Source organism: Pseudomonas graminis (assembly GCF_013201545.1).
Lineage (GTDB): Bacteria > Pseudomonadota > Gammaproteobacteria > Pseudomonadales > Pseudomonadaceae > Aquipseudomonas.
The window spans coordinates 4013078-4030912 of record NZ_CP053746.1 but is presented as its reverse complement, the minus strand read 5'-3'; the positions used below and the strand labels follow the sequence as shown (position 1 = coordinate 4030912).

The following is a 17835-nucleotide window of genomic DNA, read 5'->3' as shown; positions in this document are numbered from 1 at the left end:
AACCTGAACCACCGACACCGTCCGAGGAGCCTGACGCATGAAGTTCGACTCCCTTACCCTCGCGCTCGGCGCGGCCACGGTTGCCCTCGCAGCCGTCGCCGTCAGCCTGAGCATGGGCGCCGTTCAGGACATCGACTGGTTGCCGGCCGGCGAGGCGCGCGAAGCCACACCATCGGCCGGGCCTGCGGCATTGCCTGCGCTGCCGGCCCAGGCCCTCGCACTGACGTGGCAGCAATCGATGTTCAGCCCGGAGCGCAAGCCTGATCTGGTCACTGGCAAATCCCAGGCCTCGTCCCTGGATGGCATCAGCCTGAACGGCGTGATCATCGACGGCGCTTCGCGCTGGGTGCTGCTGCAACTGCCGCAGAAGCGCCGCCTCAAGCTGGCCGTCGGCAGCACGCTGGACAACGGCTGGACCCTGGATTCGGTCACGCCGCAAAACGCCACTTTCAGCCATCAGGGCCAGACCCGCGAACTGCGTCTGCCCATGCTGCGCCTTCCGCCGCCGTCGAAAGTCCCCCCTATTACCCTTCCAAACGTACCCACACCATGAACAATCGCACCTCTGAGTTTTTCCGTTTACGCAGCCCGTTGTTGTGCCTGGCCACCGCCGTGGCCCTGGCCGGATGCGCGTCCACTCCGGAACGTTTTGAAAACGATCCGGCCCTGATGCAGGAAGCACTCAATGGCACCGGCTCGCAGCGCGGCCCGGTCAGCGATCCGGTCGAAGCGCCGAGCCCGAACAACCCTGGCGCCAGGCCTGCGCCTGCGCGCCAGCAGATCATTCGCGGCAACCAGACGTTCGTGCGCGGTGCGGGACCGGCGCAGACTGGCGCGGGGGGGAAAGGTGCGTCGGCCGCCGCCGGTGACATCACGTTCAACTTCGCCAACCAGCCGATCGAAGCGGTGATCAACACCGTGCTCGGCGATTTGCTGCACGAGAACTACAGCATCAACCAGGGCGTGAAAGGCGACGTCAGCTTCTCCACCTCGCAGCCGGTGAACAAACAGCAGGCGCTCTCGATTCTGGAAACGCTGCTGTCGTGGACCGACAACGCGATGATCCGCCAAGGCGACCGTTATGTGATCCTCCCGGCCAACCAGGCTGTGGCCGGCAAGCTGGTGCCGGAAATGCCGGTGGCGCGACCGGCTACCGGGCTGTCGGCGCGGTTGTTCCCGCTGCACTTTATCTCGGCCACCGAGATGCAGAAGCTGCTCAAGCCTTTCGCCCGTGACAACGCGTTCTTGCTCGTCGATCCGGCGCGAAACGTGTTGAGCCTGGCCGGTACGCCGGATGAACTGGCCAACTACCAGGACACCATCGACACCTTCGACGTCGACTGGCTCAAGGGCATGTCCATCGCCGTGTATGGCCTGCAACGCGCCAGCGTCGGCGAGCTGATGCCCGAGCTGCAGAAGATGTTCGGCCCGGACAGCGGCATGCCGTTGGCCGGCATGGTCAAGTTTCTGCCCATTGAGCGGACCAATTCGGTGGTGGCGATTTCTTCCCAGCCGCGTTACCTGAGCGAAGTCGGTGACTGGATTCACACCATCGACGAAGGCGGCGGCAACGAACCGCAGATGTACGTCTACGACGTGCGTAACATGAAGGCTTCGGACCTGGCCAAATACCTGCGGCAGATCTACGGCAACGGCCAGATCAAGGACGACAGCGCGGCCAAGGTCGCGCCGGGCCTGCGCACGCGTTCGCTGTCATCGCTCAACGGCAGTGGCACCGGCAGCAGCGGCGGCATGGGCGTGGGCGGCCAGGGCCTCAACGGCAGCTCCGGTATGGGCGGTGGCATGGGCGGCGGCCTGGGTTCGGGCATGGGTGGCGCCAACGGCGGTTTGCAGAACGGCACTCAGCAAGGCGAAGAAGAGCAGGACGGCGAAACCTCCGAGGACAGCGCTGACAGCAGCACTCAGGGCGACAGTTCGGATGCCGCAGCCAGCGGCTCGGGCGCCAGCAAGCGCCTGGATGACAGCACGCGGATTACCGCGCAGCAGAGCAGCAACCAACTGCTGATCCGCACGCGCCCGGCCCAGTGGGCCGAGATCGAATCGGCCATCAAGCGTCTGGACAACGCACCGATGCAGGTGCAGATCGAGACGCGGATTCTTGAAGTGAACCTGACCGGCGAGCTGGACCTTGGGGTGCAGTGGTACCTCGGCCGGCTGGCCGGCAATTCCACCAGCACCACCGTCGCCAACGCCCCTGGCAGCCAGGGCGCGCTGGGCGGCGGCGGTGCAGGCCTTGGTGCCGATTCACTGTTTTACTCATTCGTCAGCAACAACCTGCAGATCGCGCTGCATGCGCTGGAAACCAGCGGCCGCACCCAGGTGCTGTCGGCGCCGTCGCTGGTGGTGATGAACAACCAGCAGGCGCAGATTCAGGTCGGTGACAACATCCCGATCAGCCAGACCACCGTGAACACCAACGTCTCGAACACGACCCTCAGCAGCGTGGAATATGTGCAGACCGGCGTTATTCTCGACGTCGTGCCGCGCATCAATCCGGGCGGCCTGGTGTACATGGACATCCAGCAGCAGGTCAGCGATGCCAACGATGCCAATGGCACGGACAGCAACGGCAATCCGCGCATTTCGACGCGCTCGGTGTCGACTCAAGTGGCGGTGCAAAGCGGCCAGACCGTGTTGCTCGGCGGCCTGATCAAACAGGACAACGCCGACACCGTGTCTGCGGTGCCGTATATGGGCAGCATTCCCGGCCTGCGCTGGCTGTTCGGCAACACCGTCAAGAGCAAGAAACGCACCGAGCTGGTCGTCCTGATCACTCCACGGGTCATCACCAGCAACAGCCAGGCGCGGCAAGTGACCGATGACTACCGTCAGCAGTTGCAGTTGATCAAACCGACGCCGCCAATGAGCAACCGTTAAGTCGGCTGTTTGATCGTTCCCGCGCTCCGCGTGGGAATGCCGCCCCGGACGCTCCGCGTCCCCAGACCTCACTCGGTAACGGGATTGCGGGCAAGGCGACGCGGAGCGTCTCGGGATGCATGCCCACGCAGAGCGTGGGCACGATCAGATACACAGTGGGCATGCACGATCGCGCGGTTGCTTACGCCACGGCCGGCCTCAAATTGCTTTACTCGCGCACGTGAAACTCTGGGCCGCCCGCGCACACCAAGACAGTACCCCTGACTGGCGGGTATGAGCCCGAGAGAGAGCATGCAATTGGACAGCAACGACGGTTTGCATTTTCATGACGATGAGCTGGCGCAGGCGCGGCGCTTTAACAAGAAGCTGGCCTGGCTGCCGCGATTTCGTATCCGCAACCGCTTCACCCCCCTTCTAATTCAGTCGCTGTTGCGCGTCGGTCAGCTCAATGGCGCGGCCAGGCTGGCCCGCCATGGCCTGCACGCTGAAAGCACGATGGCGAACCTCGACGGTCATCGGGTGCCGCTGCGGATCATCCGGCCCAAGGGCAAGGCCAAAGGCGTGGTGCTGGACATTCATGGCGGCGGCTGGGTGATCGGCAACGCGCAGATGAACGACGGCCTGAACATGGCGATGGTCCGGGCGTGCGATGTGGCCGTTGTTTCGGTGGATTACCGGCTCGCCGGGTCGACGCCGGTGCAAGGGCTGATGGAGGATTGTCTGGTTGCAGCGCGCTGGCTGCTGGGTGACGGTTGCCCGGAGTTTGCCGGGCTGCCGGTGATCGTCGTCGGCGAATCGGCAGGCGGGCATCTGGCCGGGGCGACGCTGTTGCAGCTCAAGGCCTGGCCGGAGCTGTTCAAGCGCGTGTGCGGCGCCCTCCTCTATTACGGGGTTTACGACCTGACCGGCACACCGAGCGTACGCACGGCGGGGCCAGATACGCTTGTGCTGGACGGCCCGGGCATGGTCGACGCCCTGCGCATGCTGACGCCGGACATCAGCGACGCGCAGCGTCAGGCGCCGCCGCTGTCACCGCTGTATGGCGATTTCACAGGCTTCCCGCCGGCACTGATGTGGGTCGGCGAACTGGACCCGCTGCGCGATGACACCCTGCAACTGGCGGATCGCTGGGCCAAAATCGCCGGGGTCGAAGCGCACCTGTTGCCCGACGCGCCCCACGGTTTCATCCATTTCCCGACCATGATGGCCGACCGCGTGCTCGACCACAGCCGCACCTGGATTCGTCAGCGCATTCAATCTGCGGCGGATTGACCGCTTTGGTTTTAGTATCGCGTGCAGCCATTGAGATTCCCGGTGATGCCGGTCCCACTTAAAGCAAACCGATCGAACCCCTTGCGCGCTCCCGGGTCTGCTCATCTATCGCTTACCCGGAGAACCTTCGATGTCCCCGCATCACACCCTTGTCCTGCTCGCCCGTTCGGGCTACGCCGCCCGCGGCGTTCTGTACCTGATCATCGGCATTTTCGCCTTGCTGGCTGCCCGTGACTCGTCACGCCCCAAAGACAGCCACAGCAGCCTCGAAGCCCTGTTCAGCCAGCCCTTCGGCCACATTCTGGTCGGGCTGGTGGTTGCGGGCCTGCTCGCGTTCGCTGCCTGGCGGGTGTTGCAGGCGACGCGGGACGTTGACCATCACGGCAGCGAATTCAAGGGCCTGGTGATCCGTGGCGGGCTGCTCGCGGGCGGGCTGGTCAACGGTGCGCTGGCGTTCTTTGCCCTCGGCCTGCTGATCGACGGCCTGCGCAGTTCTGGCAGTGGCGGCGGCGGTCAGACCCAAGACCTGCTTGCCACCCTGCTGTCGTGGAAGCACTCCAACTTGGTCGTCTACCTGGTTGCGCTGGTGCCCCTTGGCGTCGGCATCGCGCATTTCTTCAAGGGCTGGAAAGCCTCGTTCGAGAAGTATTTCGAGGCCGACGAAGAGGTCATGAAATACGTGACCCCGGTGTCCCGCTTCGGCCTGATCGCGCGCGGCGTGGCATTTGTCGAAATGGGCGTGCTGCTGGCCATCAGCGGTTCGAGCTATCAGGCGATGCACCCGCCCGGTCTGAAAGACGCGCTCAACGCCTTGCAAAACCTGCCCGCCGGTGGCGTGGTGTTGATGGTCATGGCGCTGGGGCTGATCGCGTTTTCGGTGTACAGCTTTGCCGAAGCCGCCTGGCGCAGGATCAACATGGACGTTCCTGGCATGGCGCATGCCTGAGTCTCAGTTCAATGCGCCCTCTTCAGGGCGCTGCTGCTGAATCGGCAGCTCGATGCGGAACGTCGTGCCGACCCCTTCCACGCTGTGCACGCTGATCGTTCCGCGATGCTTTTGCACAATCCCGTACGACAGCGACAGCCCCAGACCGGTGCCCTGGCCCACCGGTTTGGTGGTGAAGAACGGGTCGAAAATCTTCGGCAGCACCTCCGGGGCAATGCCGCTCCCGGTGTCGCTGATCTCAAGCCACACGCTGTCCCCCTGCACGCCGTTGCGCAAGGTAATGGTGCCGCGCTCCGGGCCAATCGCCTGGGCCGCGTTCACCACCAGATTCATGATCACTTGATTGAGTTGCGCCGGCAGGCATTCGATGTCCGGCAACGGCACATAGTGTTTGACGATATCGGCCTTGTACTTGACCGCATTGGCGGCGATGTTCAGCGTCGAATCGATGCCACGCTGCAGGCTCGCCCACTGCCATTGCGGGTGGGTGTCGGCCCGGGAGAACTCCTTGAGGTCCTTGATGATTTGCGCGGCGCGGGCCACCCCGTCTCGCGACTCCTGAATCAGCAACGGGATTTCCGCCTCGACGAACGCCAGGTCCAGACGCGTTTTCAAGGCAGTGAGCGATTGAATGACCTCAGCCGATCCAAGCTGATCCCCGGCCGCTTTGTAGGCCTCAAGCACTTCCTGGATTTTGCCGAAATAGACCGCCAAGGTGCCGAGGTTCGACGAGATGAAACCGATGGGGTTTTTGATCTCGTGGGCGATGCCGGCGGCCATCTGCCCCAGTGAGGCGAGCTTTTCAGCACCGATCATCTGGCTCTCGAGCTGCTTGCGCTCCTCGATCTCGACTTGCAACGCGTGACTGGCCTCCCTGAATGCCCGGGTGCGCTCCTCGACGCGCTGCTCCAGTCCTTCGTTGGCCGCCCGCAGGTCCTCGTTGACCCGGTTGATCACCTGATAACTGTGCAGCAGCCAGCGACCCAGCAGCACCAGCAGGCAGACGGAAATGATCGAGAATATCTGCAGGAGCAACATGATCGACCAAGCGCCTCAATCCGTGGACTCATGCCCTTGTGTCGGCCCGCCGAAGGTGAAGTTGAGGGGGCGATTTATATTGCGCGAAAGCCGCGAGGTCTTGCCATATCTCGACTAACCTTGCGGCATCCAGGTGTCCTTTCCGGTGATGATGCCAGTCAGGATGGCAGCCAGGGCACGGGCACGATGTCGGTACGAACGGGGGTCAATCATGGAAGCCTCAACCAGTGTTTCGTTGCAGCAACGCCCCACCGTCCTGCTGGTAGACGATGAAGAATCGATTCTCAACAGCCTGCGCCGTCTGCTTCGCGAGCAACCCTATGATGTGCTGCTGGCCACCAGCGGCGAACAGGCCCTGGCGATCATGGCCGACAAGCCGGTTGATCTGATCGTCAGCGACGCGCGCATGCCGGGCATGGACGGCGCCGCGCTGCTGGCGCGGGTCTACAGCCTGTACCCGGACACCACGCGCATCCTGCTGACCGGCTACGCCGACCTTGAAACCATCGTCAAAGCCATCAACCAGGGCCATGTGCATCGTTACATCGCCAAGCCCTGGACCGACGAAGAGCTGGTGCTGACCCTGCGTCAGTCGCTGGCATTCCAGTTTTCCGAACGCGAAAGACAGCGCCTTGAACAGCTCACCCAGCGGCAGAACGATGAGCTGAAAAGCCTCAACGCCACCCTGGAAAAACGCGTGCTGGCGCGCACCGCCGAATTGCAGCAGACCGCCGACATGCTCGATCTGGCCTATGAGGAGCTCAAGCACAGTTACGCCACCGGCACCGAGGTGTTTTCGATGCTGGTAAATCAGCGTCTGCCCGTGGACAAGCAGACCAATCGCGACGTCATCGACCTGGTCAATGCCTGCAGCAGCCAACTCAATCTGGACGAGTCCACCCGGCGCGACCTGTGCATGGCCGCCGCGCTGTACAACATCGGCAAACTGGGCTGGAGTGACACGCTGATCAATACGCCCTCGGACATGGTCAGCCACGCCGACCGAGACACCTGGCGCAGTTACCCGCGGCAGAGTGAATCATTGCTGATGACCCTCGAACCCATCCAGGACGCCGCCAGTCTGATTCTGCATCATCAGGAGCGCTGGGACGGCAGCGGCTTTCCGGCGCACCTCAAGGGTGAAGCGATTCCCTACGGCGCACGGCTGCTCAAGCTGGTCGTCGACTTCATCGAACTGCAGCGCGGGCTGATTCTGGAAAGACACCTGAGCAGCGGCGAGGCCTTGCTGTTCATCCGCCGCTACGCCGGCAAGCTCTACGACCCCGGCCTGATCGAGGATTTCGCCAAGGCCTGCGCGGCGTACCTGGACGATGCGGTGCTCAACGACCCGACCGTCAAGGCCGTCACCACTCGCGAGCTGGTGCCGGGCATGATTCTGGTGCGCAACTTGAACGCCGACAACGGCATGCTGTTGCTGAACGCGGGTAAGGTGGTCAACGCCGCGCTGATCGACAAACTGGCGGCCTTCGAGGCCATCGAGAACAAGACCCGCTACAGCATCTTCGTGCGCCTCCCCGAACACGTGCCCGGGTCAGAACCGCCGAAAACCCACTGGACTCAGGTCGGTTGATGCGCTGAGCACTCGCTTGATTGCGGAGTGATCGATCCGCAGTGATCGGAACCGCAGCCTGTTTTTCCCCGTGCGCCCGCTCCCTAGCATGGCTCCACTCATTACGGTGGAGCTTTCCCATGCACGACTTACACGTTGTTTCAACCCACGCGGCGCCCGCGTCTGCGGCATCTTCCTCCTGGCGCGACTGGCTCTCGGTGTATTCCGTGGCGTTGGGCGCGTTTGCCTTTGTCACGTCCGAATACCTGCCGGTGGGCGTTCTGCCGCAGATCGCCGACAGCCTGAACGTCACCGATGGCGTGGCGGGGCTGATGGTCACCGTACCGGGGATCGTCGCGGCGATCTCCGCGCCGGCGGTCATGCTCGGTGCCGGGCGCATGAACCGCCGGTTTCTGCTGCTGTTGCTGAGCCTGCTGCTGGTGATGTCGAATCTGCTCTGTGCGGTATCACCGTCGCTGGCGATCATCCTGCTGGGGCGCGGACTATTGGGGATTTCCCTCGGCGGCTTCTGGGCCGTGGCGATTGCGGCGGCCGGGCGTCTGGTCAGCGAGTCGAGGGCGGCGAAGGCCACGGCGCTGATCTTCGCCGGCATCACCCTGGCGACGGTGTTCGGGGTGCCGTTCGGTACGTTCGTCAGCACGGCCTTTTCCTGGCGCATGTCCTTCGTCGTTACGGCCGGCCTGGGGCTGATCGCTCTGGCGGCGCAGGCGTACACCCTGCCCTCGCTGCCTTCCAGCGAAGGACTCAACGCCCGCGCGCTTCGGGCATTTCTGTCACGGGGCACGGCGCGGCGCAGCATGCTGTTGCTCGGCACGGTGGTCGCCGCGCACTTCACCGCCTACACCTACGTCGCGCCGTTTCTCGGGCAGTACGCCGGGTTCTCGCCGAACGCGATCACCGGGGTGCTGCTGGGTTTCGGGCTGGTGGGCATGCTGGCAAACTTCGCCATGGCCGGGACCCTCACCACGCATTTGCGCGCGTCGCTGGGCGCGGTGATTGTGCTGATGGTGCTGGCGCAGCTGGCGTTGCCGCATCTGCAAGGCGTCGGGGTGATGCTGGCGGTGCTGGTGTGGGGCGTGGCGTACGGCGCGATTCCGCTGGGTGTCAGCAGTTGGATGCAGCTCACCTCGCCGCAGTTGCCGGAGGCCAGTTCGGCGATGCTGGTGACCATGTTTCAAATGGCGATCGCCTCGGGCTCGCTGTTCGGCGGGCTGATGGTCGATCACCAGGGCGTCTCGGCGGCGCTGTGGCTGGGCGCGGGTTTGGGGCTGCTGGGCCTGGCGGTGATGCTCAGCTTCGGTGTCGCCCGCGCGCCCATCGCTCAGGCGTTGCAGCGCTGAGTCAGCCCTTGAGAATGTTGTCCTTGAAATAGTCGATCAACACCCGCAACCGGGGTGCCGTCTGCTTGGACGCAGGCCAGAGCATCCACAGGTTGCCGGTGTGGTCGGTATAGTCCCCAAGCACCACCTTCAGCCTGCCGTCGGCCAACGGCGCGCGGATGGAAAAATCAGGCAGGCAGGCGATCCCGACACCGTCGATCGCCAGATGCGCAAGCGGATCCGTCGTCGTGCAGGTCAACGCCCGCGAAAGGTTCGGCTGAATGTGCGTGTCTCCGACGCGCAACGGCCAGCGTTCGATCATCCCGGTGGCCGGAAACTTGTGCAGCAGGCAGGTGTGGCGAATCAGCTCGTCGGGGTGCGCCGGTTCTCCGCAGCGCTCCAGGTACGCGGGCGATGCCACCAGTTGCAGCTGGAAGCCGCCGAGCTTGCGTGCAGTCAACCGCGAATCGTGGGGCGCACCGGTGCGGATCACCGCGTCGAAGCCCTCCTCGATCACGTCCACCATGCGGTCGGACATGTCCACTTCCAGTTCGATGTCCGGGTACGCGCGCATGAACCCCGCCAGCACCGGCATGATCAGCACGTTCTGAATCGGCACGCTGATGCGCACCTTGCCCCGTGGCGTGGCGGACAGTTCGAGCAGCTCCAGCTCAGCGGCTTGGACCTCGCTGACGATGCGCTTGCAGCGATCCAGAAACCGTTCGCCTTCGGTGGTCAGGGTGACGCTGCGGGTGCTGCGATGGAACAAGCGCACGCCAAGCCTCTCCTCCATGCGCGCCACGCTCTTGCCCACGGCGGACGAAGAGATTTCCAGCAAGCGTCCCGCTTCAGTGAAGCTGCGGGTTTCGGCCACGGTGATGAACGCCGTGATGCCGCTGAGACTGTCCATCATGGGTGGTTGGCTCTTGGCTGAAAGGGGTTGATTCATCGTTGAGTGAGACGGGTTGTAGCACTGACGGTGGGGGTGACTCCAGACTCGATTGCGGGACCGGCGATGATCACGACTGTGGACCCAGTTGTGACCTCGACCGTGGGACCGGCGTTAGCCGTGATCACTTCAGTGCTTCATGTTCAGCTGCGATTAAGTATGCGGGCGCTAGGTTAAGGGAACGGCCATGAAAGAGCGTGGACCCGCTCTTTGAAAACGCAGGCCTTTGCGAACACATTCGCGAAATCCCGATAGGTGGACTAGCTTGAAAAGTACACACCCATTGGAAGCAGAGGGTAATTGCTGCGTGCGTCACTAGATATTAATGGAGGAATTAGTGTTGTTCCCGACAGGGACGGTGTTGAATCCGACCAAACTTGAATAAACACCTTACTGAACAGATGCTGTCTGCCATCGAAATAACAGCGGCCCCAGCGTTGATAAACAGGCTGAAATATGAACCCGCACGAACAATTGTCACAACGAGCTGATACGCCCGGGTTCATTGGCCCTGACAGCAAACATCCAAGACAGAACGCCTACACTCCACAGACATTATTTTCATATTTGAGCGACTAACCTGCGATTCAATGATCCGCCAGAACATGTTTAACCGACGCGCCTGATCGGTATATCCGGCGAAGATCACACTGCTGATCAACCTTACGCATTTAATAATAACTGACGATCCGGGCATCACTGTGCTTGCGGTTCGCGTTGCAAAACATCGGACTTCACGGGGACGTTCAAACTATGAATGAGGCATTTCTTCCTTTCTCGCGACCGAGCCTCGGCGATGAAGAAGTGGCGGCGGTGACCCGCGTGCTGCGCTCCGGCTGGATCACCACGGGCCCGGAGTGTCAGCAACTCGAAGCGCAGTTCGCCGAGCGGGTCGGTACACGGCACGCGGTGGCGGTTTCGTCCGCGACAGGCGCCATGCACATTGCTTTGCTCGCGCTGGGCGTCGGCCCCGGCGATGAAGTGATCACGCCCTCGCAAACCTGGGTCTCGACGGCCAACATGATCTGCCTGCTGGGCGCCACCCCGGTGTTTGTCGATGTCGACCGCGACACGCTGATGACCGACGCCGATTTGATCACACAGGCCATCACCCCGCGCACCAAAGCCATTGTCCCGGTGCATTACGCCGGCGCCGCCTGCGACCTCGATCCTATTTACGCGCTGGCAGACCGCCACGGCATCGCGGTCATCGAAGACGCCGCCCACGCGGCCGGCACGGGCTATAAGGGCAGGCCGGTGGGCAGCCGTGGCACGGCGATTTTTTCCTTTCATGCGATCAAGAACATGACCTGCGCGGAAGGCGCGATGTTCGTCACCGATGACGCGAAACTGGCGGATCGGGTGCGTCAGTTGAAATTCCACGGCCTCGGCGTCGATGCCTACGACCGCCTGACCCTAGGCCGCAAACCCCAGGCCGAAGTCATCGAACCCGGCTTCAAATACAACCTGGCGGACATCAACGCCAGCCTGGCCCTCGTGCAACTGCACCGGCTCGATCACATGAACGCGCAACGCCGCCGGCTCGCCGAGCACTATCTGCAGCGACTGGGAAACAGCCCGGTCATGCCGCTCTCTCAGCCCGTTTACCCGCAACAACACGCCTGGCACCTGTTCATCCTGCGCATCGACCCCGAGCGCTGCGGTCTGGACCGCGACGGGTTTATGAAAGCCCTGCAAGAGCGCGGCATTGGCACCGGCATTCATTTCATCGCCACTCACCTGCACCGCTATTACCGCCAGCGCTTCCCGGACGTGCACCTGCCGAACACCGAGTGGAATTCGTCGCGGCTGTGTTCGATCCCGCTGTTCCCGGACATGACCCGCGACGAAGTCGAGCGCGTCGTCGGTGCCATTGAATCCATCGTCGGAGCGCGCCCTTGAAAGCCTATCCCGTCCGCTGTGTGTCCGTTGTAATCCCGGTCTACAACGAGGAGCAGAGCCTGCCCGAGTTGCTGGACCGCACCGAGGCCGCTTGCGCCCTGTTGAACTGCGCCTACGAAATCGTGCTGGTCGACGATGGTAGCCGCGACGCCTCGGCCGACCTGCTTCAAGAGGCCGCCGAGCGACAAGGCAGCCACGTGGTGGCGGTCATTCTCAATCGCAATTACGGCCAGCACGCGGCGATCATGGCGGGTTTCGAGCAATGCAAGGGCGACGTGGTGATCACCCTGGACGCCGACCTGCAGAACCCGCCCGAAGAAATCCCGCGTCTGGTGCGCCTGGCCGAACAGGGTTACGACGTGGTCGGCACAGTGCGCAATCATCGGCAGGACTCCGCCTGGCGGCGCTGGCCGTCGAAGCTGATCAATCTGGCCGTGCAGCGCTCCACCGGCGTGGCGATGAACGACTACGGCTGCATGCTCCGCGCTTATCGGCGCACCATCGTCGACGCCATGCTCGCCTGCCGTGAGCGCAGCACTTTCATCCCGATCCTGGCCAACAGCTTCGCCCGGCACACCACGGAAATCCTGGTCGAGCACGCCGAACGCGAACACGGCGATTCCAAATACAGCCCCATGCGCCTGATCAACCTGATGTTCGACCTGATCACCTGCATGACCACCACGCCCCTGCGGCTGCTGAGCATCGTCGGTGTCGGCATGGCGCTGCTGGGCGTGCTGTTTGCCCTGGCGCTGGTGGTCCTGCGCCTGATGTTCGGCGCGCCGTGGGCCGGGCACGGCACGTTCGTCCTGTTTGCGGTGCTGTTCGTCTTCACCGGCGGGCAGTTCATCGGCATGGGCCTGCTCGGCGAATACCTCGGCCGCATGTACAGCGACGTGCGCGCACGGCCGCGTTTTTTCATTGAGAAAGTCGTGCGCGGGTCCCCCCAGACAGCGCTCGAAGCCGTCCCCTCTTCTGCCCCCGCTTACGCCCACAAGGTCGCACCATGAACAAGAAAGCTGTCGTTTTTGCTTACCACGATATTGGCTGCGTTGGCCTGCAGGCCCTGCTCGACGCCGGTTATGCGATCGCGGCGGTGTTCACCCACGCCGATGATCCGAAGGAAAAAACCTTCTTCGGCTCGGTGGCCCAGCTGTGCGCTCAGCACGAGATTCCCGTGCACGCGCCGGAGGACCCCAATCACCCGCTGTGGCTTGAGCGCATCGCCCGGCTCGAACCCGATTTCATCTTCTCGTTCTACTACCGCCAGTTGCTCAGCGAACCGCTGCTGGCCTGCGCAAAAGACGGCGCGTTCAACCTGCACGGTTCGCTGCTGCCCAAATACCGTGGCCGGGCGCCGGCCAACTGGGTGCTGGTCAATGGCGAAAGCGAAACCGGCGTGACCTTGCACCAGATGGTCAAGCGCGCCGACGCAGGGCCCATCTTCGCCCAGCAACGTATCGCCATCAGCACGACGGAAACGGCGCTGACCCTGCATGGCAAATTGCGTGAAGCCGCTGCGGGCCTGCTCTCGGAAACCCTGCCACTGCTCGCCCGGGGCCAGTTGTCGGGGACACCCCAGGATGAATCTTCCGCCACCTATTACGGCCGCCGCACCGCTGCCGACGGCTTGATCGACTGGTCGCTGCCGGCGATCCGACTGGGCAATCTGGTGCGTGCTGTGACCCAACCCTACCCCGGCGCCTTTTGCCCAGTCGGCGAACACAAATTGATTGTCTGGGCCGCGCGAGCGGAGGCCGGTAACAGGGGCGAGGCGCCCGGCACGGTGCTCGGTTGCGAGCCCTTGCGCGTTGCCTGCGGCGAAGGCTCGCTGGTAATCAGCGCCGGCCAGCGCGGTGACGACGGCCTGTACCTGAGCGGCGCGCAACTGGCTCGCGAGTTCGGTCTGGTGGAGGGTTCGCGCTTGCAGGGCATTGACCCGCGCCGCCCGCTCCGGCGCACCCGCGTGCTGATCCTCGGGGTCAACGGCTTCATTGGCAATCACCTGTCCGAGCGTCTGCTGCAGGACGACCGCTACGAAATCTACGGCATGGACATCGGTTCGGACGCCATCGAACGCCTGCGCGCCAGACCGAATTTCCACTTCATCGAAGGCGACATCAGCATCCACTCCGAGTGGATCGAGTACCACATCAAGAAGTGCGACGTGGTGCTGCCGCTGGTGGCCATCGCCACGCCCATCGAATACACACGCAACCCGCTGCGAGTGTTCGAGCTCGATTTCGAAGAGAACCTGAAAATCGTCCGCCACTGCGTGAAGTACAACAAACGGGTGATCTTCCCGTCGACCTCGGAGGTGTATGGCATGTGCCAGGACGCCAGCTTTGATGAGGACACCTCGAACCTGGTGGTCGGCCCGATCAACAAGCAGCGCTGGATCTACTCAGTGTCCAAGCAGTTGCTCGACCGGGTGATCTGGGCCTATGGGCAGAAGGGTTTGCAGTTCACCCTGTTCCGCCCGTTCAACTGGATGGGGCCGCGGCTGGACCGCCTGGACTCCGCGCGTATTGGCAGCTCGCGGGCCATCACTCAGCTGATTCTGCACTTGGTGGAAGGCACGCCGATCCGCCTGGTGGACGGCGGCGCGCAGAAGCGCTGCTTCACCGATGTTGTCGACGGCATCGAAGCCTTGGCGCGGATCATCGAAAACAAGGGCGGCCACTGCAACGGCCAGATCATCAACATCGGCAACCCCGACAACGAAGCCAGCATTCGCCAGTTGGGTAGAGAGTTGCTGCGCCAGTTCGAAGCCCACCCGCTGCGCCACAACTTCCCGCCCTTCGCCGGGTTTCGCGAGGTTGAAAGCCAGTCGTTCTACGGCAAGGGCTATCAGGACGTCAGCCACCGCAAACCGAGCATCGACAACGCACAGCGGCTGATCGGCTGGACACCGACCATCGAGCTGAGCGAAACCATCGGCAAGACCCTGGACTTCTTCCTCCGCGAAGCCATGGCCGAGAAGGCAGAACTGACCGTCACCACCGGCGCGCGCGGCTGATGATGGCCGGCCTGCGCATCGATGTCGACACCTGGCGCGGCACCCGCGACGGCGTGCCGCGACTGCTGGACCTGCTCGACGAAGCGCAGGTCAAGGCAACGTTTTTCTTCAGCGTCGGCCCGGACAACATGGGTCGCCATCTGTGGCGCCTGGCGCGTCCGCAATTCCTCTGGAAAATGCTGCGCTCCCGGGCGGCGAGTCTGTACGGCTGGGACATTCTGCTGGCAGGCACCGCGTGGCCCGGCAAACCGATTGGCCGCGACCTCGGGCCGCTGATGCGCCGCGCCCGGGACGCCGGTCACGAGGTGGGTTTACACGCTTGGGATCATCACGGCTGGCAGGCCAATGCCGGGCGCTGGAGCGAGGCCGGGCTGACCGATCAGATCCAGCGCGGCGTTGACGTTCTCAGCGATATTCTCGGCCACCCGGTGACCTGCTCCGCCGCCGCTGGCTGGCGCGCCGATGAGCGCGTGGTGCAGGCGAAAGAGGCATTCGGCTTTCGCTACAACAGCGATTGCCGGGGCACGTCGATATTCCGCCCGGTGCTGGCCGATGGCGCGCTGGGCACGCCGCAGATTCCGGTGGACCTGCCGACCTACGACGAACTGGTGTCGCCACAGCTCGACGCGCGGGCGTTCAACGACGACATCCTCGGGCGCTTCGCAGCATCGAAGCTGAACGTCTACACCGTTCACGCCGAGGTCGAAGGCATCTTCATGGCCCCGGCTTTTCGCGCGCTGTTGAGTGAGGCGAAAACCCGTGGCATCCACTTTCAGCCCCTCGGTGCGCTGCTGCCGGATTCACTGGATCAGGTGCCTTCAGGCCAGTTGGTCCGCGGCGTTCTGCGCGGCCGCGAAGGCTGGCTGGGGGTGCAGCGATGATCAAAGCCGAACAGCGCAACATCGCCCTGCTGGTGCTGGCCTTCGCCGCGTTCTATTTGCTGCCGCTGGGGTTCCACGGTTTGTGGATTCCCGATGAAACCCGCTACGCCCAGATCAGCCAGGAAATGCTGCACAGCGGGCACTGGGCCGCGCCCCATTTCATGGGCCTGCGCTATTTCGAGAAACCCGCCGCGGGCTATTGGCTGATTGCCGTGGGCCAGGCGATTTTTGGCGAAAACCTGTTTGGCGTGCGGATTGCGTCGGCGCTGAGCAGTGGCTTGAGCGTGGTGCTCGCGTACTGGCTTGCCACGCGGATGTGGAACGACCCGCGCAAGAGTTTCGCCAGTGCGCTGCTGTTCATGAGCTTTGTGTTCATTGCCGGGCAAGCCGGTTACGCCAACCTCGATCCTCAGTTCACCCTGTGGGCCAACCTGACGCTGGTCGGGTTCTGGTGCGCCGTTCACAGCAGCGGGCGCGCTCGACTGGGTGCCTGGGCGCTGATCGGTCTGGCCTGCGGCATGGGCTTTATGACCAAGGGCTTTCTGGCCTGGGCACTGCCGGTGATGATCGCCCTGCCCTACATGCTCTGGCAGCGACGCGTCGGGGAACTGCTTCGCTATGGGCCGCTGGCGGTGTTGATTGCCATCGTCGTGAGCCTGCCGTGGGTCCTCACGGTGCATGCCCAGGAACCCGACTTCTGGCGGTTCTTCTTCTGGCATGAGCACGTGCGGCGCTTTGCCGGGGCCGATGCCCAGCACGCCGAACCCTGGTGGTTTTACCTGCCGCTGCTGGTGGTGTCCTGCCTGCCGTGGGCGGTGCTGCTGCCCGTCACGTTCCGCCAGGCCTGGCAGCACCGGCGTCGACCCGAGATTGCCTTTCTGCTGCTGTGGCTGCTGGTGCCGCTGGCATTTCTCAGCATCAGCAACGGCAAGCTGCCGACCTACCTTCTGCCGTGCCTGCTGCCGGTGGCACTGTTGATGGCCGATGGGCTGATCGAACGCCTCCGTCAGCGTCAGCTCACAGCGTTGCGCGTCAACGGCTGGCTCAACGCCGCCGCCGGTTTACTCGGACTGTTGGCGCTGGTGTACCTGCAACTCAAACAGCCGCTGTACGACCACGAACCGCTGCACCTGTTACTGGCGCTCGTCGTGCTGACCGGCTGGTGTGCGAGCAATGCGCTGCAAGGTCTGCGTCCGATGAAGTATTGGGCCGCGCCGGCATTGGGCGGTTGGCTGCTGGTCGCGTTGTTGCCGGCGGCTCTCCCTTATGACGTCGTGCACAACAAGACCCCTGACCAGTTCGTGCTTGCCCATCAGGCGCAACTGGCGGCGAGCACCCACCTGTTGAGCAATGACCTGGGCGCTGCCTCGGCCCTGGCCTGGCGCCTGAACAGAACCGACGTATCGTTTTTCAATACCTGGAACGAGCTGGAATACGGACTGGGCTATCCCGATGCGCAAGGCCGTGAAGTCACCCTGAAAAGGATCAACACTTGGATGACCAAAGCCCGCAGCGAGGGCCAGGTCGGCGTGGTCATGCGCGGCAGAAGCGACGAGGAGCTGCGCGAGCTTGAGCTGCTGCCCAAAGACGCCGAGCGCTTCGACGAAGGTAATCTGATCATCCTCATTTACCCGAAGACGGCGCCATGACCTGGCTGCTGCTGTTGGGCACCTGCGGGCTGACATGCCTGGGCCAGGTCGCGCAGAAGTGCGCGGTGGAGCGTTGGCACGGCACATTTCCGGGGGTGCTCGCCGCATTGCGCTCGTTCTGGCTGTGGCTGGCAATGGCGTGTCTGGGCCTGGGTTTGCTGGGCTGGCTGCTGGTGTTGCAGCGCCTGGAGGTCGGCATCGCCTACCCGATGCTGGGGCTGAATGTGGTGCTGATCACTTTGGCCAGCCGCTTTGTTTTCAAGGAATCCATCGACGCCGTGCACTGGCTGGGTGTCGCGCTGATTCTGGCCGGCGTTGTGCTGCTCGGGCGCCAGGCATGAGCCGGTCAGCTCTGAGGTGCTCACCGGTGA

13 protein-coding genes and 1 pseudogene are annotated in these 17835 nt (G+C 63.5%); 12 read left to right on the top strand and 2 right to left on the bottom strand.

The window, feature by feature from the left end:
- Window positions 1-37: 37 nt before the first annotated feature.
- The 4 genes from FX982_RS18065 (at window position 38) to FX982_RS18050 (ending at window position 5116) form a co-directional block, all read left to right on the top strand.
- On the top strand, window positions 38-553 hold the full coding sequence (locus tag FX982_RS18065; RefSeq protein WP_172611888.1) for a general secretion pathway protein GspN: 516 nt from the start codon (window positions 38-40) through the stop codon (window positions 551-553).
- Entirely contained in the window at window positions 550-2898 is a 2349-nt protein-coding gene (gspD, locus tag FX982_RS18060; protein WP_172611887.1) for a type II secretion system secretin GspD, read from the top strand. The genes FX982_RS18065 and gspD overlap by 4 nt, the downstream gene beginning before the upstream one ends.
- 291 nt (window positions 2899-3189) lie before the next feature.
- Window positions 3190-4170, top strand: a complete 981-nt coding sequence (locus FX982_RS18055; protein WP_172611886.1) for an alpha/beta hydrolase — start codon at window positions 3190-3192, stop codon at window positions 4168-4170.
- Window positions 4171-4300: 130 nt separating this feature from the next.
- Window positions 4301-5116, top strand: coding sequence for a DUF1206 domain-containing protein (locus FX982_RS18050; RefSeq protein WP_172611885.1), 816 nt, complete (start codon window positions 4301-4303; stop codon window positions 5114-5116).
- 3 nt (window positions 5117-5119) lie between these two features.
- Here the strand turns inward: FX982_RS18050 and FX982_RS18045 are convergent.
- Window positions 5120-6028 (bottom strand): annotated as a pseudogene (locus FX982_RS18045) (ATP-binding protein); the annotation flags it as partial.
- A 337-nt stretch (window positions 6029-6365) separates the two neighbouring features.
- Between FX982_RS18045 and FX982_RS18040 the strand changes: the two are divergent.
- On the top strand, window positions 6366-7745 hold the full coding sequence (locus FX982_RS18040) for an HD domain-containing phosphohydrolase (protein ID WP_172611883.1): 1380 nt from the start codon (window positions 6366-6368) through the stop codon (window positions 7743-7745).
- 119 nt (window positions 7746-7864) lie between these two features.
- Complete coding sequence (locus tag FX982_RS18035) at window positions 7865-9085, top strand: MFS transporter (RefSeq protein ID WP_172611882.1); 1221 nt, start codon at window positions 7865-7867, stop codon at window positions 9083-9085.
- 1 nt (window position 9086) lies between these two features.
- Here FX982_RS18035 and FX982_RS18030 read toward each other — a convergent pair whose 3' ends face one another.
- On the bottom strand, window positions 9087-9974 hold the full coding sequence (locus tag FX982_RS18030; protein WP_172613095.1) for a LysR family transcriptional regulator: 888 nt from the start codon (window positions 9972-9974) through the stop codon (window positions 9087-9089).
- A 792-nt stretch (window positions 9975-10766) separates the two neighbouring features.
- On the opposite strand from FX982_RS18030, the gene arnB reads away from it, so the two are divergent.
- From arnB to FX982_RS18000, 6 genes are read left to right on the top strand one after another with little or no spacing between them, the layout of a single operon-like run.
- Window positions 10767-11915 carry a UDP-4-amino-4-deoxy-L-arabinose aminotransferase gene (gene arnB / locus FX982_RS18025; protein WP_172611881.1) on the top strand — a complete coding sequence of 383 codons (1149 nt, stop codon included), beginning with the start codon at window positions 10767-10769 and terminating at the stop codon, window positions 11913-11915.
- Window positions 11912-12925 (top strand): undecaprenyl-phosphate 4-deoxy-4-formamido-L-arabinose transferase, encoded by a 1014-nt coding sequence (arnC, locus tag FX982_RS18020; protein ID WP_172611880.1) that lies wholly within the window; start codon window positions 11912-11914, stop codon window positions 12923-12925. Before arnB ends, arnC begins: the two co-directional genes overlap by 4 nt.
- Window positions 12922-14934, top strand: a complete 2013-nt coding sequence (gene arnA, locus FX982_RS18015) for a bifunctional UDP-4-amino-4-deoxy-L-arabinose formyltransferase/UDP-glucuronic acid oxidase ArnA (RefSeq protein ID WP_172611879.1) — start codon at window positions 12922-12924, stop codon at window positions 14932-14934. Before arnC ends, arnA begins: the two co-directional genes overlap by 4 nt.
- Window positions 14934-15815 (top strand): 4-deoxy-4-formamido-L-arabinose-phosphoundecaprenol deformylase, encoded by an 882-nt coding sequence (gene arnD / locus FX982_RS18010; protein WP_172611878.1) that lies wholly within the window; start codon window positions 14934-14936, stop codon window positions 15813-15815. The genes arnA and arnD overlap by 1 nt, the downstream gene beginning before the upstream one ends.
- Window positions 15812-17464, top strand: a complete 1653-nt coding sequence (arnT, locus tag FX982_RS18005; RefSeq protein WP_172611877.1) for a lipid IV(A) 4-amino-4-deoxy-L-arabinosyltransferase — start codon at window positions 15812-15814, stop codon at window positions 17462-17464. Before arnD ends, arnT begins: the two co-directional genes overlap by 4 nt.
- Window positions 17461-17805, top strand: a complete 345-nt coding sequence (locus FX982_RS18000; RefSeq protein ID WP_172611876.1) for an EamA family transporter — start codon at window positions 17461-17463, stop codon at window positions 17803-17805. The genes arnT and FX982_RS18000 overlap by 4 nt, the downstream gene beginning before the upstream one ends.
- The last annotated feature ends 30 nt before the right edge of the window (window positions 17806-17835 follow it).